The organism is Roseateles aquae, from assembly GCF_032337115.1.
In the GTDB taxonomy this organism is placed as follows: domain Bacteria; phylum Pseudomonadota; class Gammaproteobacteria; order Burkholderiales; family Burkholderiaceae_C; genus Roseateles_C; species Roseateles_C aquae.
Genome location: NZ_JAVXZY010000006.1, coordinates 329,072 through 353,064, shown reverse-complemented (window position 1 = coordinate 353,064; position 23,993 = coordinate 329,072). Strand labels below are relative to the sequence as shown.

General features: G+C 67.6%; 19 protein-coding genes. 15 read left to right on the top strand and 4 right to left on the bottom strand.

Annotated elements, in window-relative coordinates; genetic code table 11:
- The first annotated feature begins 58 nt into the window (after positions 1-58).
- The 3 genes from RQP53_RS16305 to RQP53_RS16295 all read left to right on the top strand — a co-directional run bounded on the left by RQP53_RS16305 (position 59) and on the right by RQP53_RS16295 (position 4,760).
- Positions 59-712 (top strand): RNA polymerase sigma factor, encoded by a 654-nt coding sequence (locus tag RQP53_RS16305; RefSeq protein WP_315651720.1) that lies wholly within the window; start codon positions 59-61, stop codon positions 710-712.
- On the top strand, positions 709-1,413 hold the full coding sequence (locus RQP53_RS16300; protein ID WP_315651719.1) for a hypothetical protein: 705 nt from the start codon (positions 709-711) through the stop codon (positions 1,411-1,413). The genes RQP53_RS16305 and RQP53_RS16300 overlap by 4 nt, the downstream gene beginning before the upstream one ends.
- A gap of 68 nt (positions 1,414-1,481) precedes the next feature.
- Positions 1,482-4,760 (top strand): CHAT domain-containing tetratricopeptide repeat protein, encoded by a 3,279-nt coding sequence (locus RQP53_RS16295; protein WP_315651718.1) that lies wholly within the window; start codon positions 1,482-1,484, stop codon positions 4,758-4,760.
- A gap of 51 nt (positions 4,761-4,811) precedes the next feature.
- On the opposite strand, the gene icmF is transcribed toward RQP53_RS16295, so the two are convergent.
- Entirely contained in the window at positions 4,812-8,162 is a 3,351-nt protein-coding gene (gene icmF, locus RQP53_RS16290; RefSeq protein ID WP_315651717.1) for a fused isobutyryl-CoA mutase/GTPase IcmF, read from the bottom strand.
- 307 nt (positions 8,163-8,469) lie between these two features.
- Between icmF and RQP53_RS16285 the strand changes: the two genes are divergently transcribed.
- The 4 genes from RQP53_RS16285 (at position 8,470) to RQP53_RS16270 (ending at position 13,557) form a co-directional block, all read left to right on the top strand.
- Positions 8,470-10,548 (top strand): serine hydrolase domain-containing protein, encoded by a 2,079-nt coding sequence (locus RQP53_RS16285; RefSeq protein WP_315651716.1) that lies wholly within the window; start codon positions 8,470-8,472, stop codon positions 10,546-10,548.
- A gap of 101 nt (positions 10,549-10,649) precedes the next feature.
- Complete coding sequence (locus RQP53_RS16280) at positions 10,650-11,300, top strand: LysE family translocator (RefSeq protein WP_315651715.1); 651 nt, start codon at positions 10,650-10,652, stop codon at positions 11,298-11,300.
- A gap of 100 nt (positions 11,301-11,400) precedes the next feature.
- On the top strand, positions 11,401-12,183 hold the full coding sequence (locus RQP53_RS16275; protein WP_315651714.1) for a MerR family transcriptional regulator: 783 nt from the start codon (positions 11,401-11,403) through the stop codon (positions 12,181-12,183).
- 45 nt (positions 12,184-12,228) lie between these two features.
- Positions 12,229-13,557, top strand: a complete 1,329-nt coding sequence (locus tag RQP53_RS16270; RefSeq protein ID WP_315651713.1) for an MFS transporter — start codon at positions 12,229-12,231, stop codon at positions 13,555-13,557.
- A gap of 684 nt (positions 13,558-14,241) precedes the next feature.
- Here RQP53_RS16270 and RQP53_RS16265 read toward each other — a convergent pair.
- Positions 14,242-14,853, bottom strand: coding sequence for a response regulator transcription factor (locus RQP53_RS16265; protein WP_315651712.1), 612 nt, complete (start codon positions 14,851-14,853; stop codon positions 14,242-14,244).
- Positions 14,854-14,864: 11 nt separating this feature from the next.
- Positions 14,865-16,844 carry a PAS domain S-box protein gene (locus tag RQP53_RS16260; RefSeq protein ID WP_315651711.1) on the bottom strand — a complete coding sequence of 660 codons (1,980 nt, stop codon included), beginning with the start codon at positions 16,842-16,844 and terminating at the stop codon, positions 14,865-14,867.
- Positions 16,845-17,000: 156 nt separating this feature from the next.
- Between RQP53_RS16260 and RQP53_RS16255 the strand changes: the two genes are divergently transcribed.
- The 8 genes from RQP53_RS16255 (at position 17,001) to RQP53_RS16220 (ending at position 23,214) form a co-directional block, all read left to right on the top strand.
- Positions 17,001-18,029 (top strand): TRAP transporter substrate-binding protein, encoded by a 1,029-nt coding sequence (locus RQP53_RS16255; RefSeq protein WP_434064104.1) that lies wholly within the window; start codon positions 17,001-17,003, stop codon positions 18,027-18,029.
- A gap of 158 nt (positions 18,030-18,187) precedes the next feature.
- Positions 18,188-18,784, top strand: a complete 597-nt coding sequence (locus tag RQP53_RS16250; protein WP_315651710.1) for a TRAP transporter small permease — start codon at positions 18,188-18,190, stop codon at positions 18,782-18,784.
- A 13-nt stretch (positions 18,785-18,797) separates the two neighbouring features.
- Complete coding sequence (locus RQP53_RS16245; RefSeq protein ID WP_315651709.1) at positions 18,798-20,078, top strand: TRAP transporter large permease; 1,281 nt, start codon at positions 18,798-18,800, stop codon at positions 20,076-20,078.
- Between the two features lie 182 nt (positions 20,079-20,260).
- On the top strand, positions 20,261-21,382 hold the full coding sequence (locus RQP53_RS16240) for a saccharopine dehydrogenase family protein (RefSeq protein ID WP_315651708.1): 1,122 nt from the start codon (positions 20,261-20,263) through the stop codon (positions 21,380-21,382).
- Positions 21,379-21,747, top strand: a complete 369-nt coding sequence (locus tag RQP53_RS16235; protein WP_315651707.1) for a DoxX-like family protein — start codon at positions 21,379-21,381, stop codon at positions 21,745-21,747. Before RQP53_RS16240 ends, RQP53_RS16235 begins: the two co-directional genes overlap by 4 nt.
- Positions 21,744-22,217, top strand: coding sequence for a DUF2269 family protein (locus tag RQP53_RS16230; RefSeq protein ID WP_315651706.1), 474 nt, complete (start codon positions 21,744-21,746; stop codon positions 22,215-22,217). The genes RQP53_RS16235 and RQP53_RS16230 overlap by 4 nt, the downstream gene beginning before the upstream one ends.
- Positions 22,218-22,231: 14 nt before the next feature.
- On the top strand, positions 22,232-22,711 hold the full coding sequence (locus tag RQP53_RS16225; RefSeq protein WP_315651705.1) for an OsmC family protein: 480 nt from the start codon (positions 22,232-22,234) through the stop codon (positions 22,709-22,711).
- Entirely contained in the window at positions 22,708-23,214 is a 507-nt protein-coding gene (locus tag RQP53_RS16220) for a GrpB family protein (protein ID WP_315651704.1), read from the top strand. Before RQP53_RS16225 ends, RQP53_RS16220 begins: the two co-directional genes overlap by 4 nt.
- Before the next feature lie 15 nt (positions 23,215-23,229).
- Here RQP53_RS16220 and RQP53_RS16215 read toward each other — a convergent pair whose 3' ends face one another.
- Entirely contained in the window at positions 23,230-23,946 is a 717-nt protein-coding gene (locus RQP53_RS16215) for a pirin family protein (RefSeq protein WP_315651703.1), read from the bottom strand.
- Positions 23,947-23,993 lie beyond the last annotated feature (47 nt).

Here is a 23,993-nt window from a genome sequence, read left to right as displayed (position 1 = left end):
AGGTCGGCCGCCCGCACCGCAGAATCGGCCCGCCCGTATCACAGCAAGACTCATTGACATGGATCTCAGTGGCGACGCGTTTTCAAAAGCCTGTCGTGACGGTGGGCATCAGATCGAGTCATGGCTGCGTGTCGTCGACCGCGAGCATGGTGCCCGCTTTTACCGGGAAGCCGCCGCCGCGCTGCGCTCCTGGCAGGAGGCCGAGGACGTGGTGCAGGAGGCGATGATCAAGGTGTGGCAGCGCTGCGCCAGCTTCCGTGGGGTGGGCGACCCGATCGCCTGGATTCATCAAATCGTGCGCCATACCCTGCTGGACGCCCTGGACAAGCGCCGCCCGCAAGCGCCCTTGCTCGACGACAGCGGTGAGCTGACCGCCGAGGTCCAGGCTGCCGTGCTCAAGCTGGCGGATTCCGCCGTGGCAAGACCTGAGCAGCAGCTCGCCGAGCACCAGCTGGAGCAGGTGTTCAAGCGCTGCTTCGAGCGCTTTGCGGCCGAGTGCCCCTTGCATGCCACGGTGCTGCGCTGGGTGGTTGATGAGGGCCTGGACAACAGCGACATCGAGCGCCTGCTCGATCGCAGCCCCGGCGCCACGCGCGAGTTCATCTCGCAATGCCGCAAGAAGGCGCGGCCGTATTTCGCCGAGTGGCACGCGCTGGTCGCCGCGGGCGAGCCGGATGACGGTCAGGCTGGCCGCGAAAGGAGAGGGCGATGACGGAATCAGATCATCCGGACGCGGGCCAGTCTGGCCCCGACGAGGGTGCCGACGACCAGGCCTGGTTCGATCTGATGGCCGGCCGCCCGGCGCCGGGCGCCCGCAACTCCGTCAGGAATGAGGCGGCCTGGCTGCGGGCGGCCATGCTCAGCTATCGCAGTGACGCGCCACCGGGCGGCCCGGCGGAAGCGCAAGCGCGCATTGCGCGCTTGCTGGCGCGCGCGCGGCGTGAAGGCGTGCTGCCTGACAGCGTGGGTGCGCCCGCCATGGAACAGCCCGAGACGGGCGCGCTGCACGTGCTCAGACCCGCGCCACGGCGCCGCTCCACCCCCTGGGGCTCATGGGGGCTGGGCCTGGCCCTGGCCGCATCGGTGGCCATGTTCATGGTCTCACCGGCATTGTTCACACCTTCAGCCTCCGATGAGGCAGCGCAGCTGCGCGGTGCCACGCTGCAGACCCTGGACGTGGCCGACCCGCTTCAGCGGCAGCAAGAAGTGCTGCAGGCTCTGTTGACGGCGGGCTTCAAGGTGCATCCCTATGTGCGACTCGGGCGGCCAGGCCTGGATGTCGACCTGCCTGCAGACCTGAGCGCGACACAATCGGCCGCGCTGGAGGCTGCGGGTGTACGCAGTCCGGCCGGTGTCAGCCTGCAGATCGAGTTCAGACTGGCCGCCGGCAGCACGCCGGCCTCAGCACCTTGAGGCCGGCGGCGATGTTGCGTGCGGCGCGAGGGCGTGGCGCCGGCGCGGGCCTGAGGCTGAGCGCCTCCATGATCGTCGCGTTGCTCGTGTTGCCGGTGGCGCCGGCCGCAGCCGCTGCCCCATCCGCCTGGCAAGCGGGCGTGATGGAGGCCTGCAGCCCCTTCGCTGAGGCTCTGGCGCCGGGCAGCGATCTCGACGCGCTCAAGGAGCGTCTACGCCAAGCGCAGGGCAAGGCAGATCCCTTTGCCCTGGAAGGGGCGTGCAGGGGCTGGCGACGTGTCGCGCTAGACGACGCAAGCAATGCCGCGATGCAGCTCGACTGGGCGTCGCAAGTTGGCGCGGCGCTCTTGTGGCTGGGGCGCTCGGCACAAGCGCAAACGCTGCTGGAAGGTGTCTACAGCGACACCAGCAGGGCCGGAACCACTCAGGCGGCGCAGGCCGGCTCGGTGGCGGCGCTGCTGTCCTTCATTCATGTCCAGCGCGGACAGACGGAGCGGGCACTGGAGTGGTCCGAGCGCGGCCTCGAGGCCTTGAATCTGGCCGGGGAGGGGGCCACCCCTGGGGATCGCCTGCGTGCCCAGATCAACCACGGTTCGCTGCTCTCAGGCATGCGCCGTTTTGCCGAGGCTGAAGCGGTGCTGCGGCGCACCCTGGGCGAGGCGCTGCAGGCACCGGATTCCCTGGCTGCGGAAGCCGCCGCGGCCATGGGTGGGCTGGCCGTGCTGGCGCGCCGGCAATCTCGCTATGCCGATGCGCTGCAGGAGGTTGAACGCGAGATCGCGTGGCGGCGCCAGCATGTGGAAAATGACCAGGTCACCCTCGTGAACGCCTTGCAGAACCGTGGCGTCCTGTTCACGCAGTTGGCGCGTTATGACGAGGCCGAGGCCGGCTATCGTGAGGCGATCGAGCAGGCAGCGGGCGCGCGTCGTGGCGAAGGCATCGACTTCTTCGGCCATCTTTCTTCGCTGCATGAAAGCCTGTCGACCTTGCTGCTGCTGCGTGGTCGCGCGGCGGAGGCCAGGGATGAGGCGAGCGAGGCGCAGCGGCTGATGGCCAGCCGGCCCGAGGCCCGCAGCCCGCGAGGTGCGCGACCCTGGCGCCGCTTGGCCGAGGCCAGGCTGGCGCTCGGTGATCTGGCGGGCGGCGCGGCGGATCTGCGGCAGGCCCTCGAACTGCTCAAAACGGGTTCAGGGGCGGCGGAAGCCGACACGCTGCAGGCCGTGCGCCTGGCCTATGCGCGCGCGATGCTGGAGATCGGCGATCTCGACGAGGCCGCCGCCGTGCTGCAACAGACAGCTGCCGAGCCGCGGCCGATGTCGCCTGAGGAGCGTGCACGGTTGGCGTCCTTGCAGGCGGTGCTGGCCCAGCGACGCGGCGACCTTGGCGCGGCGTTGACGGCCCTGCAGGCGGCGGATGCCGCGCTCGGGGCCAGTCTGCCGGTCCAGCATCCGCAGCGGCTGATCGTGCTGGCGCAGCAGTGCGAGTTGAGTCGTGAGCCCTGCGCCCAGCTGGAGCAGTTGCTGGCGGTGGGTGCATCAGCCGGTGGCAGCGCGGCACTTGGCATGCCGGAAGCCGAGGCCCTGGTGCAGCTGTCTCTGTCGCGTCGGGCACTCGCTGATGGTCATGCCCAGCTGGCGCTGGACCGGGCGCATCGCGCCGTGGCGGCTTCCTATGGTGCCGGGCAGCCCCGGCTGCAATGGCAGGGATTCGCCGCCGTGGCCTCGGCCCATGCGGCCGCCGGGCGTTTGCAGGAGGCGGTGTTCTTCGGCAAGTTGGCGCTGGCGCGGCTGCAATCGCAGCGTGTCGCCTTGCAGCCCCTGGGTAGCGCGGCTGATGCACGCTATCTGTCGGACAAGAGCGGCTGGTACCGCCAGGTCTCGCAATGGCTGCTGGCCTTGGGGCGCATTGGCGATGCGCTGGAAGTGATGCGACTGCTCAAGCAATATGAGCAAGCCCAGTTCACCGAACGTGCGAGTGCGGGCGAGCTCGAGCTGAGCTTCACCGAGCGCGAGCGTGTCGTGCTGCGGCGTTTGCTGGCGCAGCTCGAAGGCAGCACCAGCGAGGCCGAGCTGCGCCGACTCAACCAGCTCGCCTCGGGTCAGCGAATCACTGACGCCGAAAAAGAGCGGCTGCTGCAGCTGCAACAGGGCGAGGCGGCGCTGCGGGAAGCACGTCTGGCGCTGCTGAACGAACTGGGACGCAGCCTTGAGTCGCGGGACGGCGCCCAGCCGGCGAAGCCACGCCTGCGCCCGCCCGACGGCACGCTTCACGCCTATCTTCTGGCGGGCGAGCGACAGCTCAGCATCGTGCTGCTGGGACGCCGCCACAGCCGCGTGGTGCAGGTGCCGATGAGCATGCAGGCGCTGGCCGAGCAGATTGCCAGCCTGCGCGATGCGACGCAGGCACGGGCAGATGTGCAAGTGCGGGGCGAGGCGTTGTATCGGCAACTCGGACACCCGGTAGCGCAGGCGGCCCAGGCCGAAAGGGCAGGGCGCATCGTGCTCTGGCTTGACGGGCCGCTGCGCTACCTGCCCTTTGGCCTGCTGCACGATGGGCACCACTACCTGGCCGCCAGCTACCGGCTGGTGCTGGCCGGGTCCACCGGCGCGGGCGAGCCGCGGCCCGCGCGAGGCGCGGACAAGCGCAGGCCAGCCCTGGCCGGCTTTGGCGTGACTCAGGCCCTGGCTGGACTGCCTGCGCTTCCCGCCGTGGCCGACGAGTTGTGCGGCATTGTTGCCGGTCCAGTGCTCGGCTTGGACCCGGAAGGCTGGCGACGCTGCGGCGCGAGCGCGCAAGGGCGCGGTCCATGGCCCGGCGAGGCCAGATTGAACGCGCATTTCACCGAGGCCGCCTTGCGCGAAGCGACCTTGAACGGCGCTGCCGATCAGTTGCTGCACATCGGCACCCATTTCGTGCTTCGACCCGGGCAGATCCACCGCTCCTGGCTGCTGCTTGGCGATGGCTCCAAGCTGCAGCTGGCGCGGATTCGAGAGCTGGCCTGGGGGCGGACCCAGCTGATCACACTCTCGGCCTGTGAGACCGCGGTGGCCGATAGCGAGGGCAGCGGCCGTGAGGTGGACGGCCTGGCGGCCAGCCTGCTGAGCCGTGGCGCTCGCCAGCTGCTGGCCAGCCTGTGGCGCGTCGATGACCAAGCGACCGCGCGCTTCATGCAGGACTTCTACAGCCGCTACGCCCGCAGCGGCGGCACTGACGCGGCGGCAGCCCTGCAGGCCGCGCAGCGCCAGGCGATGGCGCGCGGCGAGCCAGCGCATCACTGGGCGGCATTCGTGCTGATCGAGGCGACGCAGCCCGCGACGGGCGTGGCCGCCGCAGACGGGCGGGGTTGACCCGCCAGGTCTGGCGCGCCGCAGGCCTTGGCGGTGAGCGCCAACGGGCGCTTACATGCTGCGCCGGTACTGCCCGCCGACCTCGAACAGCGCCGCCGTGATCTGGCCCAGCGAGCAGACGCGCACCGCGTCCATCAGCACTTCGAAGACGTTCTTGTTGGCAATCACGGCCTCCTGCAGGCGTTGCAGCAGGGCCGGTGCTTCGCTGGCATGGCGGCTGTGGAAGTCGGCCAGGCGGCGCAGCTGGGATTGCTTTTCCTCGTCGGTAGAGCGGGCCAGCTCGATGCTTTCCGGCACGGTGTCGCCATGCGGGTTGCGGAAGGTGTTGACGCCGATGATGGGGTACTCGCCGGTGTGCTTGAGCATCTCGTAGTGCATGCTCTCTTCCTGGATCTTGCTGCGCTGGAAGCCCGTCTCCATCGCGCCGAGCACGCCGCCGCGTTCGGCGATCTTCTCGAACTCGGCCAGCACCGCTTCCTCGACCAGCTCGGTCAGCTCCTCGATGATGAAGGCGCCCTGGCTGGGGTTCTCGTTCTTGGCCAGGCCCCACTCGCGGTTGATGATCAGCTGGATGGCCATCGCGCGGCGCACCGATTCCTCGGTCGGCGTGGTGATGGCTTCATCGAAGGCATTGGTGTGCAGCGAGTTGCAGTTGTCGTACACCGCGATCAGCGCCTGCAGCGTGGTACGGATGTCGTTGAACTGGATTTCCTGCGCGTGCAGGCTGCGGCCCGAGGTCTGGATGTGGTACTTCAGCTTCTGACTGCGCTCGTTGGCGCCGTACTTGTCGCGCATGGCCACGGCCCAGATGCGGCGGGCCACGCGGCCGAGCACGGTGTACTCGGGGTCCATGCCGTTGCTGAAGAAGAAGCTCAGGTTGGGCGCGAAGTCGTCGATGTGCATGCCGCGCGCCAGATAAGCTTCCACAAAGGTGAAGCCGTTGGACAGCGTCAGCGCCAGCTGCGAGATTGGGTTCGCGCCGGCCTCGGCGATGTGATAGCCGGAGATCGACACCGAGTAGAAGTTGCGCACATTGTGGTGCACGAAGTACTCGGCGATATCGCCCATCACCTTCAGCGAGAACTCGGTCGAGAAGATGCAGGTGTTCTGGCCCTGGTCTTCCTTCAGGATGTCGGCCTGCACGGTGCCGCGCACATTGGCCAGTACCCAGTCCTTGATCTTGGCGGCCTCGTCGGCGGTCGGATCGCGGCCGTTGTCGGCGCGGAACTTGGCCAGGTTCTGGTCGATGGCGGTGTTCATGAACATCGCCAGGATCGAAGGCGCGGGCCCATTGATCGTCATCGACACCGAGGTGCTGGGGTTGCACAGGTCGAAGCCGTCGTAGAGCACCTTCATATCGTCCAGCGTCGCGATGCTGACGCCGGAGTTACCGACCTTGCCGTAGATGTCGGGCCGCGGTGCCGGGTCGGCGCCGTACAGCGTGACCGAGTCAAAGGCGGTGGACAGGCGCTTGGCCTCCATGCCTTCGCTGACCAGCTTGAAGCGGCGGTTGGTGCGGAAGGCATCGCCTTCGCCTGCGAACATCCGGGTCGGGTCTTCACCTTCACGCTTGAAGGCGAACACGCCGGCGGTGTAGGGGAAGCTGCCGGGTACGTTTTCCAGCATCAGCCATTTCAGCAGTTCGCCATGGCACTCGTAGTGCGGCAGCACGACCTTCTTGATCTTGGTGCCCGAGAGGCTGGTCGAGATCAGCGCGGTGCGGATCTCCTTGTCGCGGATCTTGACCACGTATTCGTCGCCGGCATAGGCCTTTTGCATATCGGGCCATTGCTGCAGCAGCTTGCGGGCGTCGGCGTCCTGGCGGGCCTCGCGCTCGGCGGCCAGCGCCTCGACGGCGCCGCGGGCGTTCTGCTTGTCCGGATTGGCTTCGAGCAGCATCCGCGAGCTGCCCCAGAGCTGCTGGATCTCGCGGGCCAGCGTGGCCTGGCTGCGGGCGCGCTTCTTGTAGCCGCGCACGGTATCGCTGATCTCGGCCAGATAGCGGGTGCGTGCGGCCGGCACGATGGGGGTCTGATGCGTGCTGTGGCGGGTGTTCACCAGCGGCAGGCGGCCGTCGTTCAGGCGCAGGCCCAGCTCGGCCAGGCGCGGCTTCAAGGCCTGGTAGAGCGCGGTGACGCCGTCGTCATTGAAGCGGCTGGCCATGGTGCCGAACACCGGCATCTGGTCCGGCATCACGGTGAAGGCCTCGCGGTTGCGCTGCACCTGCTTGGCGACGTCGCGCAGCGCGTCCAGCGAGCCCTTGCGGTCGAACTTGTTGATGGCCACGAACTCGGCGAAGTCGAGCATGTCGATCTTCTCGAGCTGGCTGGCGGCGCCGAACTCCGGCGTCATCACATACATCGGCACGTCGACATGCGGCACGATGGCCGCATCGCCCTGGCCGATGCCCGAGGTCTCGACGACGACCAGATCAAAGCCGGCCACCTTGGCCGCGGCGATCACATCGGGCAGGGCGGCGGAGATTTCGCTGCCGAAGTCGCGCGTGGCCAGGCTGCGCATATAGACGCGTGAGCCCGTGTCGGCGCTGGGCCGCCCCGAGGCGACACGCGCCCCCTCGGGGGGATTGGGGGCCGGCTTCTGCCAGGGGCCGATCGCGTTCATGCGGATGCGGTCGCCCAGCAGTGCGCCGCCGCTCTTGCGGCGCGAGGGGTCGATGGAAATAACGGCCACGCGGAGCGCGTCATCCTGGTCCAGGCGCAGGCGGCGGATCAGTTCATCGGTGAGGCTGGACTTGCCGGCGCCGCCGGTGCCGGTGATGCCCAGCACCGGGGTCTTGATGCCGGCGGCGGCGTCCTTCAGGCTGGCTTGCAGGGCCGGGTCGGCCTTGTCGTTTTCCAGCGCGGTGATCAGCTGGGCCAGCGCGCGCCAGGCGGCTTCGCTGTGGCCCTGGATGGCGTCCAGGCTCTTGGGGGCGAGGGGTGAGAAGTCCTGGTCGGCCTTCATCACCATCTCGCCGATCATGCCTTGCAGGCCCATGCGCTGGCCGTCTTCGGGGCTGAAGATGCGCACGCCGTGGGTGGCCAGATCGCGGATCTCGGCCGGCACGATGACGCCGCCGCCGCCGCCAAAGACCTGGATGTGCTCGCCACCGCGCTGTTTCAGCAGCTCGACCATGTACTTGAAGTACTCGACGTGGCCGCCCTGGTAGGAGCTGATCGCAATGCCCTGGGCGTCTTCCTGCAGCGCGGCGGTGACGACCTCGTCAACCGAGCGGTTGTGGCCCAGGTGGATGACCTCGGCGCCCATGCTTTGCAGGATGCGGCGCATGATGTTGATCGCGGCGTCATGGCCGTCGAACAGGCTGGCGGCGGTCACGAAGCGCACCTTGTGGGTGGGGCGGTAGGCCGCCAGGGCCTTGTATTCAGCGGACAAATCGGTCATGACGAGTCTCCGAGGGGGCGTGCTCATGGCAAGCCCCGGTTCTATCAGCAAAGGTGGCCGGATTCTAGGGCTTGATTGACGTTTACGTAAACGTCAACTTCTGAAGAAGGCTGGGTTCGCGGGGGACAGGGCGCCGGGGCGAATCGCCATGCCTGCGGCTGCTTGCAGGGGCGGCCGTCCCCTGTTTTGACTTTTGACCCAGGTCCGGCTTTTGCCTACGATGGCCCGGCCGTCGGCGCTGGCGCATTGCCCGGCGCAGGCCCTCCAGCCATCCATGCCGCCACGGCGGCCGCAAAGGGGAATGACCTTGCAGCATCGAACAATGGCCCATATCAACACGCGCATTGCAGCCACTTGTCTGGCGCTTATGGGCGCGCTCTCGCTGAGCGCGCCGGTGTTCGCCGCAGACGCGCCGGCCGCTGCCGCCGCCACTGCCGACTCTCGCAGCACCGCCGCCGGCCACACCTTTACGCTGGCCGACGGCTTCAGCTTCAGCAGCCAGGGCGCCATGGTGCAGGCCAGGGCACCGGAGGGCGACACCACGATCAGCATCGTCGACGTCGAGGCCAAGACGGCCGAGGAAGCGCTGGCCAAGGGCTGGGCGCTCGCGCATCCGGACTTCAAACGCACGCTGCGCATCGCCACGCCGCGGCCGGCGCGCAATGGCTGGGAGGAGCAAAAGGTCTTCGATTACGAAACCTCGCCCAATGAGCGTGCCGTCGTGCAGGCGGTGGTGCGCCGTGCCGGCACGGCCTGGGTGGCCATTTTGATGGAAGGCAGCGAGGCCACCTTCGAGAAGCGCGGCTCGCCGATTGGCAAGATGCTGACCAGCCTGCGCCCCAAGGGCTATCAGCGCGAGAGCTTCGCCGGCCGCAAGCCGCATCCGCTCGACGCGACGCGGATCGCCGCCCTGAAGAAATTCCTGGCCGATGGTGCCAAGGCGCTGGATGTGCCCGGCGTGGGCTTCAGCCTGATCGATGGCAACCGCGTCGTCTATGAAGGCGGGGTGGGCGTGCGGGCGCTGGGCAAGCCCGAGCCGGTCGATGCCAACACCTTGTTCATGGCGGCCTCCAACACCAAGGCGATGACGACGGCCCTGCTGGCCCATGCGGTCGACGCCGGTAAGCTCGACTGGGAGCAGCCGGCGGTGCAGGCCTTCCCGGGCTTCAAGCTCGGCGACCCCGAGGTCACCAAACAGGTCAAGATCAAGCATCTGGTCTGTGCCTGCACGGGGCTGCCACGTCAGGATCTGGAGTGGCTGTTCGGCGACGGCCGCGCCGCCGCCACGACCACCTTCGACCAGCTCAGCCTGATGAAGCCGACCAGCCAGTTCGGCGAGGTCTTCCAGTACAGCAATCTGATGGTGGCCGCCGGCGGCTATATCGCCGCGGCTGCGCTGGCGCCCGGCCAGGACGTGGGCGTGGCCTATGACCGCCTGATGCGCGACAAGCTGTTTGCGCCGCTGGGCATGAACAGCACCACCTTTGACTTTGCCCGTGCGCTGGCCGGCAACCATGCGGAACCACATGGCGACGATCTGTCAGGCAAGACCCGTCGCGCCAGCATGGATCTGAACTACACCGTGGTGCCGGCGCGCCCGGCCGGCGCGGTATGGACCAGCCCGCATGACTTCAGCCGCTATGTGTTGATGGAGCTGGGCCGGGGCCGCACGCCCGAGGGTCAGGTCTTGATCTCCGAGAAGAACCTGCTGCAGCGCTATCAGCCGCAGATCATGGTCGGTGAGGATGTGCACTACGGCATGGGCCTGATGGTGGACCGCCACGAGGGCATCAACGTCGTCTACCACGGCGGCGACATGATCGGCTTTCACAGCAATATGTTCTGGCTGCCCGACTATGGCATTGGCGGCACCATCCTGACCAACTCCGATGCCGGCGTGCTGCTGCGCGGCCCCTTCCTGCGCAAGCTGCTGGAGCTGGTGTTCGACGGCAAGCCCGAGGCCGACGAGCGCCTGCGTCTGGCGGTGCAGAACCGCGCCGCCGAGGCCAAGAAGAACCGCGAACTGCTGACCCTGCCGGTGCCCAAGGGCGCGCTGTCGCTGCTGCAGCCGAACTACGTCAGCCCAGAACTTGGCCCGATCAAGGTGCGCCAGCAGGGCGGCAAGCTGAACTTCGCCTTCGAACACTGGAACAGCGAGATGGCGCTGCGCAAGGCCGAGGACGGCACGCTGTCCTTCGTGACCATTGCGCCCGGCATCGGTGGCGTGGAGTTCGTTGTTGGCCAGCCCGCTGCCGGCGCCGGCAAGGGCACGGCGCCGCTGATCCTGCGCGATGCCCAGCACGAGTACCAGTTCACGCCGGCCTGCGGCAGCTGGAAGCAGGACGACAAGGGCCTGTGGTCGGCGGCGGCCTGCGGCAAGAACTGAGGCGACGCCGCCGGACCATGGCTTTCGGGCAGCCAGCCCGGACGCCTGACAATGTGCAACGCCCGCAGCCCTGCGGGCGTTTGCTTTTGGAGCCGCCTCACATGTGGATCAATCCCGATGTTCTGCCTGCCTTTCTGGCCGCCGTGGCGGTGCTGATGCTGGTGCCAGGCCCCGATTTCTTCCTGATCACCAGCCAGGCGGCCACGCGCGGCGCCCGCTACGGCGCCGCCTGCGCGCTGGGCATAGGCGCAGCCGGCCTGCTGCAGACGACGCTGGTCGCGGCCGGCCTCGGTCATCTGATGGAAACCTGGCCCAGCATTGCCACGGCGGTGCGCTGGGCCGGTGCCGCCTATCTGGGCTGGATGGGCCTGTCGCTGCTGCGCCGCTGGTGGCGTGAACGGCGCCTGCCGGTTGAGGCGGTGGCGGGCCGCCCCGAGGTCCGCAGCGTCACGCAGATCTTCATGGCAGGGCTGCTGAACAATCTGCTCAACCCCAAGGCCCTGCTGTTCTTTTCGGTCTTCATCCCGCAGTTCGTCGATCCGGCCTTTGCCGCCGCACCGCTGCAGCTGGCCACGCTGGGACTGCTGCTGACGCTGCTGGCACTGCTGTTCAATCTGGCCGTGGCCCTGCTGTTCGCGCAGCTGAAGCAGCTGCGCCTGGGGCGCGGTGCGCTGTCGCGCCACGGCAATGGCCTGATCGGGGCTTTGTTCGTGTTGATCGCCGGCCGTTTGGCCTTGGCGCGTGCGAGCTGATCGGCACAGCCTGCCAAGAAGCGTGAATCAGGGCTTGACCCTGACGTAGCGTCAGGCCGCATCATCCGGTCCGAGTTGAGAACCACAGGAACGAATGAGCATGGACTACAGCGTGGGCGAACTGGCTCGGCGCAGCGGCTTGACGGTGCGCGCGCTGCACCACTACGAAGAACTCGGCCTCCTGCGCCCCTCGGGCCGCAGCGAGGCCGGCTACCGCCAGTACAACGAGGCCGATGTGCGGCGCCTGCACCGCCTGCTGGCCCTGCGCCAGACCGGCTTGGCGCTGAAGGACATTGGCCCTTTGCTCGACGGCGAGGACCCGCCGCTGCGCGAGGTGCTGGCCCAGCAGATCGGCCAGATCGAGGCGCAGATGGTTCGCCAGCGCGCCTTGCTGGACGCCCTGCAGCATGTGGCCAGGCGCGCTGACATGAGCGAAGCGGCCGAACCACCGCCCTTTGCGGCGGCGGGCAAGACGCTGATCGACCATCTGCTGTTCGCGATGTCGATGATGCGCATGCATGACAAATACCTCAGCGATGCCGATCGGCAATCGTTGGCGACGCTGAAGTCCGAGATGGGCGAGCAGCGGTTGAGCGATGCCGAAGCCGAATGGCCGCGATTGATAGCCCAGGCCCGCCAGGCGATGCAGGACGGCGTGCCGGCGCAGAGCCCCGAGGTGCAGGCGATCGCGCGCCGCTGGGTGGAACTGACCGAGGCCTTTGTCGGCAAGAACGAGGCCCTGCGTGCCAAGGTCAGCACCATGTACGCCAAGGAAGGCGAGCTGCAGCGCTATACCGGCGTCACGCCCGAGCTGATTGCCTACCTGCGAGAAGCGATGGCTGCCGTGCGAGCGCAGAAGCCCGGCACCGCGCCAGCAGCCTGAAGCCTCGACGCGCTGGTGCCCAGGAACCGACGAGAACAAGACACCATGAGTACAGAAAACCTGACGGCGCCCGAGCCGGTGGCGCCAAGCAAGGAGCAGGCCGCCGCCGCCCGTCGCGCCCTGTTTGCCAACGCCAATTTCCGCTGGCTGCTGGGCGGCGGCCTGCTGTCGATGCTGGGCGACCAGTTCACCTTGATTGCCATGCCCTGGCTGGTCTTGCAGCTGAGCCAGGATCCGCTGGTGCTGGGCACGGTGCTGGCGCTGGGCAGTCTGCCGCGGGCGCTGTTCATTCTGGTCGGCGGTGCCATCGTCGACCGCTATTCGTCCAAGGCCGTGCTGATGCTGACCAAGCTGGTCAACGGCGCCTTGCTGGCGACACTCGCGGCGCTGGTCTGGACCGGCACGGTCAGCCTGCCGCTGGTCTACGCCATCAGCCTGGCCATCGGGCTGGCGACCGCCTTCAGCTACCCGGCCGGCAGCTCCATCCTGCCCCAGGTCTTGCCCAAGGACGGCCTGCAGATGGCCAATGGTGTTTTGATGGGCATGCGCCAGCTCTCGGTGCTGCTCGGCCCGGTGCTGGCCGGCCTGCTGATCGCCGGTCTGGGCGCTGACCCGGCCTTGCGCGAGGCGGCGGCGGGCGCCGATCGGCATGGTCTGGCGCTGGCCTTTGGCTTTGACGCGCTGAGCTTTCTGATCTCCAGCTGGACGCTGGCCCAGGTGCGCCTGCTGGCGAGCGAGCCGGGCGACGAAGCCAGGCAGCCAGTGCTGCAGTCGATTGCCGAGGCGATGCGCTGGTGCTGGCGCGATGTCGAGCTGCGCACGCTGTGCCTGTACTTCGCCGCGGTGTCCTTTTTCGTCGTCGGCCCCATCCAGGTGGCGCTGCCGGTGCTGGCCAAGACGCAGCTGCCCGATGGGGCGGCGGCTTTGGGCCTGATGTTCACCGTGCACGGCCTGGGCAGCCTGGTCGGCATGGGCATTGCTGGCGCCAAGCCGCACTGGCGCTTGTCCAGCCTGGGCGCGACGATTCTGTTGATCGATACGATTGCCGCCCTGGTCTTCATGCCTTTCGGCCACATCCACGCCAGCTGGCAGGGCGCCGCCTTGCTGCTGCCATTGGGGGCGCTGGCTGGCACGGTGCAGGTGGCCGTGTTCAGCTGGATGCAGCGCCGCGTACCGGCCGCGATGATGGGCCGCGCGATGAGCCTCTTCATGTTCATCTTCATGGGCCTGGCGCCCTTGGCCTCGGCTGCGGCGGGGGCTGCATTGCGGGTGCTGAGCCCGGCTGATCTGTTCACTGCCAGCGGGCTGGCGCTGTTGCTGATCGTGGCCTTTGGCGCGGTGATGACGCCGATTCGGCGGATTGCGTTTGCTTGATGGGATCGCGCAGCTACACGCTGATGCGTTTGCGGCTTGGGTGAGAGCCCGCCGGGATTCCGCCCTTGTCGTTGCTTGAGCAGCTACTCGCTGAGAGGCTTGCTGTTTGGGAGAGAGCCCGCCGGGTTGTCGCCCCGGCAGGGCGAGTAACTTTCTTCTGCTGGCTCAGAAGAAAGTCACCAAAGAAGAACGCCTGAACGTGCGACTTTACTGAGCGAGTTGCTCGCTTGCGCTCGAACCGAGGTAGCGACACAAGGGGCAGCTGATCACCGCTAGACGGCTCAACGGTCGGTTCGGCATGCTGGTCTCTGGCAGAACAGCCAACGGCCACGGCGTTGGGCCATCAGATGTCTTCGGCTGTTTGGGCATTCGGTCTTCTTCCAGAGCCCAGCATGCCGAACCAGCGGTGTAGCCGTTTGGCGGTGATCAGCTGCCCCTTCGTGCCTGAGCTTGCCCCGAGCGTCAGCGAGCGTGCCGCTCGGTCAAGTCGCACGTTTGCATTTCGGGCTCTCTTCTTTGGTGACTTTCTTCTGAGCCAGCAGAAGAAAACGAAGTTTCGGCGAAGCCAAAGTTACCCGCCGGCCGGGGCGGAATCCCGGCGGGCTCTCACTCAGCCAGCAATCCTCTCAGCGAGTAGCTGCTCAACGCAAGAACACAAAACGCTAAACGCTAAACGCCAAGCTCTCACCCCGCCGCCAACCACGTTGCCAACTCCGCCGCCGACCTCACCCCCAACTTCGCAAAAACGCGCGCCCGGTGGACCTCGACCGTGCGGACAGAAACATGCAGCTCGTCGGCGATGACCTTGTTTAGCTTGCCGGCGGCCACCCGCTGCATCACCTCGCGTTCGCGCTCGGTCAGGCTGGCCAGGCGGGCCTCGCGTTCGGCGGCCTGGGCGCCTTCGGCCTGCATCGCGGTGGCCACGGCCAGAGCCTGCTCAAGGCGGTCAACCAGGGCGTTATCGCTGTAGGGCTTCTCGAGGAAATCGAAAGCGCCTTTCTTCAAGGCGTCAACAACCATGGGGATGTCGCCATGGCCGGTCAGGAAGAGCACCGGGTTCTTCAGCTGGCGCTCGATCAGCTCATCGTGCAGGCGGGTGCCTGACATCGGCTCCATGCGGATGTCGAGCAGGAACACGCCCAAGGGTGGCCGCGGGCTGGCGTCCAGCATCTGCAGCAGCGCCGGGCCGCCGTCGAAGCAGCGCACCTGCAGGCCGCGCGAGCCGAGCAGGAAGGCCAGGGCATCGCGCACGCCGGCGTCGTCGTCAACGAGATAGATGGTGGCGGTCTCGGTCATGGCATCGCGGTTCAGGATTCACCCAGCGCATCTTCGCTGTTTTGCGCGCGCTCGCCGGCCGGCAGGCTGAAGCTGAAACTGGCGCCGCCGCCGGAGGCCTCCTGCGCATCGAGCACACCGTGGTGGGCTTCGACGATGGAACGGCAGATCGCCAGGCCCATGCCCATGCCCTCGGCCTTGGTCGAGAAGAAGGGCGCACACAGCGCCTCGACGCTGCGGCCGCCCAGGCCCGGGCCGGTGTCCTGCACGGTGATGCGCACAAAGCGAGCCTCCGGGGCGCCAACCAGCTGCGTGCTCAGCTCGATCAGCCGCGCGCCGTCCTGCTGCTGCAAGGCATCGGCGGCATTGCGAACCAGATTGATCACCACCTGCTCGATCAGCACCGCATCGGCGATGACCACCGGCAGGGTGGGCGCCAGCCGCAGGCGCAGCTCGATCTGGCGCCGGCGCAACTCCTTGTCCATCAGGGCCAGCGCGGCGCGTATCACTGCGTGCAGATCACAGCGCTCGTGCTGCGGCTCGCGGCGGCTGAGGAACTCGCGGATGCGTTGCACGACACGGCCGGCCTGCGCGGCGTGTTCGCCCAGTCGCTGCAGCGCGCCGCGCACCGGCGCGTCGTCAATGCCCAGCCGGGCCAGCGAGTTGATGATGCCGGCGTTGTAGCTGGCGATGGCTGTCAGCGGCTGGTTCAGCTCATGGGCCAGCGTTGACGCGACCTCGCCCAGCATGGTCAGCCGGGCGTTGTGCGCCAGGGTTTCAATCTGGCGACGTTCGCGCTCTTCGAGCCGCTTGCGCGCGGTGATGTCGATGATGGAGCCCATCCAGCCGATCTGGCGGCCGCTGGCATCGACCAGCGGGGACTCGAACACCATCACGTCGAGCAGCTGGCCATCGTTGCGCCGCCAGCGCGCCTCATAGCCCTCGCGTGGCGCGTGGCCGGCGAGGTTGCGGCGGTTGCGTTGCATGGTTTCTTCGAGCTGGTCCGGCGGCCAGTAGGGCATGGGCGGGCGCAGTCCAATCAAGGCCTCGGCGCTCAGGCCGACCATGTCGCAAAAGGTGCGGTTCACATAGAGCAGCCGACCTTCGGCGTCGCGGGCGCGCAGTGCCACCAGGGCGGAATCCTCCATCGCGCGGCGCCAGGCCGCCTCGGTGCGCCAGGCGGCTTCGGCGCGCGAGACCTGGCGCATCTGCCGGCGCAACAGCCAGCTGGCCACGCCGATCAGCGGCACGAAGCCGGCCATCAGCACCAGGGCCAGCGGGCGCACCGTGGGGCCCAGGGGCTCGCGCAGCGTCAGCTCCAGCGCCGCATCGCTGAGCGCGTTCTCGGTCAAGGGGCCGGCGCGTAAGGGGCCGGGCAGGCTGACGCGGTAGCTCAGCCGTTCCGGCCCGCCGGCGGCACGCATCGGACCGTCGGTGCTGGAGGCGATCACCTGATCGGCGCTGTCGACCAGCTGCACGTCGTATTTGCGTGCCAGCCACCAGGGCACGCCGCGCTTGAGCAGCAGGGCCGGCGAGTAGCGCACCACCAGCGTGCCCTCGGCGCCGCGTTCGCCGACCGGCGTGACCAGGTGCAGCGACAGGCCTTCCTCCTTGGCCGTCAGCGCGCCCGGTTCAGGCAGCTGGGCGAGCACACGGTTGCGGGCGTCGAGCCAGGTGACCGACAGCCACAGCCGGCGCAGCCCGGCGTTGACGGCGTTGCTCTCGGCCAGTGCGGCGCGGCCCGGCGCGGCGCCGGCCAGGGCTTGGGCCAGCTCGCGCAGCTGCATCGCCTCGTCGCTGAGCCGGGCGCGCAGCTGGGCCTCGGCGGAGAGGGCATCGGAGATCAGCGTCTGGCGCTGCAGCTCGCGTTCCTCGGCCTCGTTGGCGCGCACCCAGGCCAGCACCCCGGCCACGAAAGCCAGGGAGAGCAGCAACGGCAGCGCCCACAGTGCCGCCTGCCAGCGACCGCGGGGCAGGGCGGCGTCGGGGGGCGGCGGGGCGATGGCGGGCATGGCGTCAAAGTCTACGGCTGGCCCCTGGCCTTGCCCGAACCGGCCGCGCCGAAATGTGGAACTCCACAACTACCGCAGCCGGGGCGCGCTCCGCACAATCGAGACACACAAGATCGGTCGCGCTTGTCCTGCGTGGCCAATAGCCTGGAGACAGACATGAGCCGCTTCCTCACCACCGCCCTGCTGCGCCGCAGTGTTCTGATTGCCGCCACCGCAGCCGCCGCCACGCTGGCATTGCCGACGCTGGCACAGACCCCCATCGTCATCAAGTTCAGCCATGTGGTCGCGCCCGACACGCCCAAGGGCAAGGGTGCGCAGCGCTTCAAGGAGCTGGCCGAGCAGCGCACCGGCGGCAAGGTCAAGATCGAGCTCTATCCGAACAGCCAGCTCTACAAGGATAAGGAAGAGCTGGAGGCGCTGCAGCTGGGCTCGGTGCAGATGCTGGCGCCTTCGCTGGCCAAGTTCGGCCCGCTGGGCGTGAAGGAATTCGAGGTCTTTGACCTGCCCTTCATCTTCAAGGATACCGATGCCTTCCGCGCGGTGACCGATGGGGCCGTGGGCGCCGATCTGTTCAAGAAGCTGGAGCCCAAGGGCATCAAGGGCCTGGCCTACTGGGACAACGGCTTCCACATCATGAGTGCCAACAAGCCGCTACACAATGTGGCGGACTTCAAGGGCATGAAGATGCGCATCCAATCCAGCAAGGTGCTGGACGCGCAGATGCGCGCCCTGGGCGCCATTCCGCAGGTGATGGCCTTCAGCGAGCTCTACCAGGCGCTGCAATCCGGCGTGGTGGATGGCACCGAGGGCGTGGCCTCGAACTTCTACACCCAGCGCATCTTTGAGGTGCAGAAGCACATCACGCTGTCCAACCACGGCCACCTGGCCTATGCGGTGATCGTCAACAAGAAGTTCTGGGACGGTCTGCCGGCCGACATCCGCACGCAGCTCGAAGGTGCGATGAAGGATGCCAGCACCTATGCCAACGCCATCGCCAGCACCGAGAACGCAGCGGCGCTGCAAGGCATCAAGGCCAGCGGCAAGTCGACCATCTACATGCCCACGGCGGCCGAGTTGGCCGAGTGGAAGAAGGCGCTGATGCCGGTGCACAAGGAAATGGAATCGCGCGTGGGCAAGGCCACCGTCGAGGCGGTCTACAAGGCGGCGGGATTCTCAGCAAAGTAATAACGGCCCGCCCCGACCGGCTGTGCCGGCCCCTCCCTGATGGTCTGGGTGTCCGGGGCGCAGCCGGCTGACTGGCAAAGCCACATCCGCGGCTGCTGCTGGATGGGCGCGTCGCTGCGCTCGTTTGCGAAACGTCCTCTCGTTCTCGAGGAATAGCTATGTTGAATCGAATCCTCAACCACATCGAGGAATGGCTGATCGCCTTCCTGATTGGCGCGGCCACGCTGGTGATCTTTGCCGCCGTGGTGCATCGCTACCTGTCCGGCGTGCCGGTGATCCAGGACTACACGGTGCGCATCAATATGAGTTGGGCGCAGGAGCTCTGCATCTTCATGTTCGTCTGGATGGCCAAGTTCGGCGCGGCCTATGGCGTGCGCACCGGCATCCATGTCGGCGTCGATGTGGTGCTGCGCAAGTTGGCAGGCCGGCCTTACACGGCGCTGGTGGTGTTTGGCCTGCTGTCCGGAGCGCTGTTCACCGGCACCGTGGCGGCGCTGGGCGCCAACTTCGTCTGGCATATGTCCGAGACCGACCAGACCTCGGCCGATCTGGAGATCCCGATGTGGTGGGTCTATCTCTGCGTGCCGCTGGGCTCCTCGCTGATGTGCTTCCGCTTCCTGCAAGTGGCCTGGAGCTTCTTCCAGACCGGCGAGCTGCCGCACCACGATCATGCCCATGTGGAAGGCGTCGAAGACGATGTGCTGGAAGAGGCCTTTGCCGGCAGCGGCTCGGGCAACAAGATCAACAAGGCCTGAGGAGCGCGACGTCATGAATGCTTCCATCATCTTTGTCCTGCTGATCGTGCTGATGCTGACCGGCATGCCGATCAGCATTTCGCTGGGCCTGACCGTCCTGACCTTCCTCTTCACGATGACCGAGGTGCCGGTCCAGTCGGTGGCGCTGAAGCTGTTCACCGGCATCGAGAAGTTCGAGATCATGGCGATCCCCTTCTTCATCCTGGCCGGCAACTTCCTGACCCATGGCGGCGTGGCGCGGCGGATGATCCGCTTCGCCTCGGCCATGATCGGCCACTGGCATGGCGGCCTCGGCCTGGCCGGCGTGATGGCCTGCGCGCTGTTCGCGGCGGTGTCGGGTTCCTCGCCGGCCACCGTGGTGGCGATCGGTTCGGTGATCCTGCCGGCCATGGTCAAGCAGGGCTTTCCGAACAAGTTCGGCGCCGGCATCCTGACCACCTCGGGCTCGCTGGGCATCCTGATTCCGCCCTCGATCGCGATGGTGATGTACTCGGTGTCGACCAATACCTCGGTCGGCGCGATGTTCATCGCGGGCGTCGTGCCTGGCCTGATGCTGGCGGCCTGCCTGGGCTTCACCACCTGGTTCATCGCTCGCAAGAACAATTACCCGCGTCTGCCCAAGGCCAGCTGGGGCGAGCGCTGGACGGCCTTCCGTGAAAGCATCTGGGGCCTGCTGCTGATCGTCGTCGTCATGGGCGGGATCTACAGCGGCATCTTCACGCCGACCGAGGCCGCCGCGATGGCCGCCGTCTATGCCTTTGTCGTTGCCGTCTTCATCTACAAGGACCTCGACCTCAAGCGCATCCCCAAGGTGTTGCTGGACTCGGCCAGCATGAGCGCGATGCTGCTCTACATCATCACCAACGCGGTGCTGTTCAGCTTCTTGATGACCAGCGAAAACATCCCGCAGGCGATGGCCGACTGGATGATCAACCAGGGCTTCGGTCCGGTGGCCTTCCTGCTGGTCGTCAACGTGCTGTTGCTGCTGGCTGGCAATGTGATGGAGCCTTCGTCGATCATCCTGATCCTGGCCCCCATCCTGTTCCCTGTGGCGATCAAGCTGGGCATCGACCCGATCCACTTCGGCATCCTGATCGTTGTGAACATGGAGGTCGGCATGTGCCACCCGCCGGTGGGCCTGAACCTCTACGTCGCCTCGGGCATCACCAAGATGGGCATCAGCGAACTGACCGTGGCCGTCTGGCCCTGGCTCTTGACGATGCTGATCTTCCTCGGCGTCGTGACCTACGTGCCCAGCATCTCGCTGTGGCTGCCGCATCTGCTGATGAAGTGAGGCGGGCGCGACCTTCGTGAAAACCGGCCCCTGGGCCGGTTTCTTCTTTGCGTGACTGTCTGGCTTGCGCACACTGGCATCAAGCCATGCATAAAGCGCCTGATGGGGCTGCCCCGGCGCTGTCGATAATGGCCCGGACCCGCAAAGGAGCGGGCTGAGCACGGTCCGGATCGAAGGCAAAGATGAAGCTGCTGGTACTGGGAGGCTATGGGAATTTCGGTGCACGGATCTGCCGTGCGCTGGCGGCGGAACTGGGCCCCTCGTTGCTGGTCGGCGGACGCGATGCCGCGCGGGCCGAGGCCTTCGCCACAAGCCTGGGCCACGGTGCGCAAGGCCTGGCCATCGACCACAGCCAGCCCGGACTGGATCAGCGCCTGCGCCAGGCCGGTGTGGGCCTGCTGATCCACACCGCCGGACCCTTTCAGGCCCAGGGCTATGCGGTGGCCGAGGCGGCGGCAGCGGCGGGCGCGCACTACATCGATCTGGCCGATGGCCGCCGCTTCGTCTGCGATTTCGGCCCGGCGCTGGAGGCGCGTTTCCGCGCCGCGGGACGGGTGGCGATCAGTGGCGCGAGCACGGTGCCGGCACTGTCCAGCGCCGTCGTCGACGCGCTGAGCGCGGGCTGGCAGCGGCTTGACGAGATCGACATCTGCATCGCTCCGGCGCAGAGTGCGCCCCGCGGCGAGGCCACGCTGGCGGCGGTGCTGAGCTACTGCGGCGCGCCGATACGCGTCTGGCGGGGCGGGCGCTGGGTCGAGCTGCCGGGCTGGGCGGCGCCAGCGCCGGTGCACTTCCAGCGCCTGCGCCCGCGCCTGGGTGCGCTGTGTGACATCCCCGATCTGGAACTGCTGCCCGCCCACTACGCTGGCGTGCAAACGGTGATGTTCCGCGCGGCGCTGGAAGTGCCGCTGTCACAGCGCGCCTTCGCCTGGCTGGCGGCGCTGCGCCGCGCCGGGTTGCTGCGCCGGCCCGAGCGCCTGGCGCGCCTGCTGCATCGCGGCGCTCCGCTGTTTGACGCAATGGGCTCGGCGCTGGGTGGCATGGTGCTGCGCGTGCGGGGGCAGGACGCCCGCGGCGCGCCGGCCGCGCGGGCCTGGCACATCGCCGCCGACGACGATCACGGCCCCGAGATCCCCTGCATGGCGGCCATCCTGCTGGCGCGCAAGCTCTGGCGTGGTGAGCCCCTGCCGGCCGGTGCGCGGGCCTGTACCAGCCTGCTGCGCCTTGACGAGTTCGCGCCGGAATTCCGGCGCTGGGGCATGGTCTGCGACATCGTTGACGAAGCCATCGAGGGCAGCCGATGAGCGCATCCTCCCTGCAGGTGCTGCGGCTGAGCCTGGTCGCCGTCTGGTTGTTCACGGCTGCCTTCAGTCTTATCGAGCTGCGCAGTCAGAGCGCGGCGCTGCTGCTGCAGGCCGGCGTTGGCGATGCCGGCTGGCGCGACGCGCTGGTCATCGCTGGCGCGCTGCTCGACCTGGTCCTGGGCCTGGCCCTCTGGCTGCGGCCGGGGCGGCCGAGCTACGTCGCGGCGGGCGCTGGCCTGCTGCTGATGACGCTGGTCGCCAGCCTGATGCTGCCCGCCTTGTGGCTGCATCCGCTGGGCCCGCTGCTGAAGAACCTGCCCATCGCCGCCGTGCTCTGGGTGCTGTGGCGGGAGACACCGGCATGAACAGTTATCTGCTGCTGAAATGGCTGCACGTGCTGTCCAGCGTGCTGCTGGTCGGCACCGGCTTTGGCTCGGCCTTTTACTTCTTCTTTGCCCAGCGCTCGGGCAGCCTGGCGGTGCAGGCGGCGGTCAATCGGCTGGTGGTGCGGGCGGACTGGTGGTTCACCACGCCAACGGTGCTCCTGCAGCCGGCGACCGGCTTGCTGATGGCCCAGCAGGCCGGCTGGGACTGGTGGCAAACGCCCTGGCTGCGCTGGAGCCTCGCGCTCTACCTGCTGGCCGGTGCCTGCTGGCTGCCGGTGGTCTGGCTGCAGATTCAGATGGCCCGGCTGGCCAGCGAGGCACTCGCGCGCGATCAGCCCTTGCCGCCGCGCTATGGTGTCTATCTGCGCTGCTGGACGCTGCTGGGCTTTCCCGCCTTTGCCGCGATGCTGGTGATTTACTACCTGATGCTGGCCAAGCCGGCGCTTTGACTGGAAACCAAGGAATGTCCACCCACACCGCCACCATCGTCTGGCAGCGCCAGGATCAAGTCTTTACCGACCGGCGCTACAGCCGCGCCCACCGCTGGCAGTTCGATGGCGGGCAGGATGTGCTGGCGTCGAGCTCGCCGCATGTGGTGCGGCTGCCGTTTTCCGATCCGGCCGGCATTGACCCTGAGGAGGCGTTTGTGGCCGGCCTGTCGAGCTGTCACATGCTGTGGCTGCTGGACATTGCCGCCGGCCAGGGCTGGCGCATCGACAGCTACCGTGACGCCGCCGAGGGCCATATGGCCAAGAACGCCGACGGCCGGCTGTGGATGGCCGAGGTGGTGTTGAAGCCGCATCTGGTCTTCAGCGGCGAGCGCCGGCCTGATGATGTGGCGGTGGCGCTCCTGCACGAGCAGGCCCATCACGAGTGCTACCTGGCCAATTCCGTGCGCAGCGCGGTTCGGGTGCAGGGCAGCTGGGCCTGGGCGGGCGCATGAGCCAGGGCGACACCACACCGCAGATCCTCGACAGCGCCGACTATCAGGCGCAGATGCAGGCCTTGTTCGATGCGATCAAGCCGCGCCTGCTGGCGCTGTGGCCGGGGGCGCGCGTTGAGCATGTCGGCTCGTCAGCGGTGCCGGGCGCCGCATCCAAGGGCGATCTGGACATCTGCATGGCGGTTGACGCCGCGGCGCACGCGGCGGCTGTAGAGGCGCTGAAGGCGGCCGGCTACGCCGAGAAGGCCGACACGCTGCGCACGCCGGCGCTGTGCATGCTGGAGTGGCATGAGGCCGGCAGCGAGCATGCGGTGCAGCTGATCGCGGCCGGCTCGGAGTTCGAAGACTTCATCGCCTTTCGCGAGCTGCTGTGCCGCAGGCCCGATCTGGTCGAGCGCTACAACGCCTTGAAGCGCGAGATGGCGCCGGCCGGCATGGACGCCTACCGGGCCGCCAAGGCGGCTTTCATCGAGCAGGCGCTGGCGGCTGAACCACCGGCCTGATCGACCTAAGCGGCCTCAGGCCGCCAGATCAAAGACCAGCACCTCGGCCTGTTCGCCACCGTTGATGCGCAGCTGCGTTTCGTCACGCAGCTGCAGCGCGTCGCCGCCCTTGAGCGTCTGGCCATTCACCTGCAGCTGGCCGCGCACCAGATGCACATAGGCCAGGCGGCCCGGGGCCAGCGCCAGTTCGGCGCTTTCGCTGCCGTCAAACAGACCGGCGTGCAGGCGGCTGGCCGCATTGATGCGTACCGAGCCCTCGGCGCCATCGGGCGAGGCGATCAGGCGCAGCCGGCCGCGCTTCTCTTCGGCGGCGAAATGCTTCTGCTCATAGCCGGGCACGACGCCGCGCTGATCCGGCTGGATCCAGATCTGCAGGAAATGCGTGGTCTGTTCGGGCGCATGGTTGTACTCGCTGTGCATCACGCCGGTGCCGGCGCTCATGCGCTGTACATCGCCGGGGCGGATCACGCCGCTGCCCTGAGTGTGCCCGTTGCCCATGGAGTCCTTGTGGGCCAGCTCGCCTTCCAGCACATAGCTGATGATTTCCATATCGCGATGGCCATGGGTGCCGAAGCCGGTGCCCGGCGCGATGCGGTCTTCGTTGATGACGCGCAGGGCGCCAAAGCCCATCCGGAGTGGGTCGTAATAGTCGGCAAAGGAAAAGCTGTGGAAGCTCTTCAGCCAGCCATGGTCGGCATAGCCGCGGTCACAAGATTTGATCAGTTCAAGCATGGTGTTCTCCCGTGCTTTCACTGTAGGCAGTGCGGGGCGGCTGGCCG